The following is a 2285-nucleotide window of genomic DNA, read 5'->3' as shown; positions in this document are numbered from 1 at the left end:
GCTTGGCCAGCTGACCAGCTTTCGCCCCCGCGTCGCGCGCCTGCGGGGTGGTCGCGGCGATCACCACGGGCTTGCCCCCGGCGATCGCGGCAAGCACGACGACCGCGGGCTGGCCGCTCAGGCGCTCGCGCACCTGCATCGCAAGGGAGCGCACGTCGTCGGGGCTGTTGACCTCACCGAGGTCCGCGAGCACCGCCGTCACCGCGCCGATCGGCGCGGCCGTTGCGGCCAGATCCGGGACGAGCGTCGCGAGCTTCGCGGCCTCGAGCTGGGCGATCTTCTTCTCGGCGGTGCGCAGCTGCTGTCCGAGCTCCGTGACCCGGTCCACAAGCTCCTCACGCCGCACCTTCAGACCGGAGGTGAGCTCGTTGACGAGCGCGCGCTCGGCGGCAAAGTTCCGGAAGGCATCGAGGCCAACCAGCGACTCGATCCGGCGGCTGGTCGAGCCGATGGACGACTCGGAGACCAGGCTGATCATGCCGATCTGGCTCGAGTGCTCGACGTGGGTGCCCGCGCAGAGCTCGCGGGACCAGGGCCCGCCGATGTCGACGACGCGAACGCGCTCGCCGTACTTTTCGCCAAACAGGGCCATTGCGCCGAGCGCTTTTGCCTCGTCGAGGGGCATTTCTCGCGTCACGACCTCGTAGTCCGAGCGCACCGCGAGGTTCGAGATCTCCTCGATCTCGGAGCGCGTCTCGCGGCTCAGCGGGTCGGCCCGGTTGAAGTCGAGGCGGAGGTACCCCGCCTTGTTGTAGGAGCCCGCCTGATGCGTGTTCTCCCCGAGCACCTCGCGGAGGGCGGCGTGCACGATGTGCGTCGCCGAGTGGGCCTGCGTGGCCCCGCGGCGGTATTCCGCGTCCACGCGGGTCTCGGCCGGGGCGTCCACGGACACGAGCCCGGCGCGCACGCGCACGGTGTGGCTGATGAGGCCCGCGACGGGCTTCTGCACGTCGAGCACCTCCAGCTCGAAGCCGTCGCCGACGATGAGGCCCCGGTCGGCGTCCTGCCCGCCGGACTCGGCCCAGAGGCTGGTCTCGGCCAGGACAACCTCAGCGGTCTGTCCCGTGATGGCCTCCTGCGCGGGCTGGCCGTCCACCAGGATGCCGAGGATGCGGCTGCCCGTGACGAGCGCGTCGTATCCGGTGAAAACGGTCTCGCCGAGGCCGCGCAGCTCGCGGTAGACGTTCAGGTCGGCGGTGCCGGTCTTCTTCGATTTGGCGTCGGCTCGCGCGCGGTCGCGCTGGGCCTGCATCATCGAGGCAAAGACCTCCCGGTCAACGCTGAGCCCCGATTCCTCGGCGACCTCCAGCGTCAGCTCGATCGGGAAGCCGTAGGTGTCGTGCAGCAGGAAGGCGGTCTTGCCGTCGAGCGGCGCGCCCGACGCTGTGTCCGCAAGAGCGCTCTCCAGCACGGCGCTGCCGGCGGAGAGGGTGCGCAGGAAGGTCTTCTCCTCGGCCGCGACGACGCTCAGGATGAAGCCGAACTGCTCGGCGACCTCGGGGTAGGCGGACTGCATCGCGTCGCGGGAGGCCGTGAACAGGGCCTCGAAGCTCGCGCCGTCCACGCCGAGCAGGCGCATCGCGCGCACGACCCGGCGGAGGAGCCGACGCAGGATATAGCCGCGGCCCTCGTTCGAGGGGGTCACGCCGTCGCCGACGAGCATGAGCGAGGAGCGCACGTGGTCCGCGATGATGCGGAGCCGAACGTCGTCCTCCTCGTTCGCGCCGTAGGTCTTGCCCGCGAGCTCGGCGGCGCGGTCGAGGACCGGCCGCACCTGGTCGATCTCGTACATGTTCTCGACGCCCTGCTTGAGGAAGGCAACGCGCTCGAGGCCCATGCCGGTGTCGATGTTCTTCTTGGGCAGCTCGCCAACGACGGTGAACTGGTCCTTCCCGCGCACGTCCGCGAGCAGGTACTCCATGAAGACGAGGTTCCAGATCTCCACGTAGCGGTCGTCATCCGTGGCCGGGCCGCCGTCGATCCCGTACTCGGGGCCGCGGTCGAAGAAGATCTCCGAGCAGGGGCCGCCGGGCCCCGCCTGGCCCGTGTGCCAGTAGTTCGTGTCTTTGCCGAGGCGCTGGATGCGCTCCTCGGGCAGACCGGCGATCTCGCGCCAGAGCGTGATCGCCTCGTCGTCTTCCTCGTAGACGGTCACCCAGAGGTCCTCGGGCGCAAAGCCCAGGCCGCCGTCGGCCTCACTCGTGGTGAGCAGCTCCCAGGCCATCCGGATCGCGCCGGCCTTGAAGTAGTCGCCGAAGGAGAAGTTGCCGCACATTTGGAAGAAG

At 69.8% G+C, this 2285-nt stretch carries 1 protein-coding gene; it reads right to left on the bottom strand.

Annotated elements, in window-relative coordinates:
- A partial coding sequence (gene alaS / locus OOT08_RS16390) for an alanine--tRNA ligase (protein WP_325093893.1) occupies positions 1–2285 on the bottom strand: 2285 nt, incomplete at both ends.

It is taken from the genome of Leucobacter sp. M11, assembly GCF_035726885.1.
Taxonomy (GTDB): Bacteria; Actinomycetota; Actinomycetes; order Actinomycetales; family Microbacteriaceae; genus JAPFRB01.
Note: the sequence above shows the minus strand (reverse complement) of the source record. Positions and strands in the feature narration are given on the sequence as shown.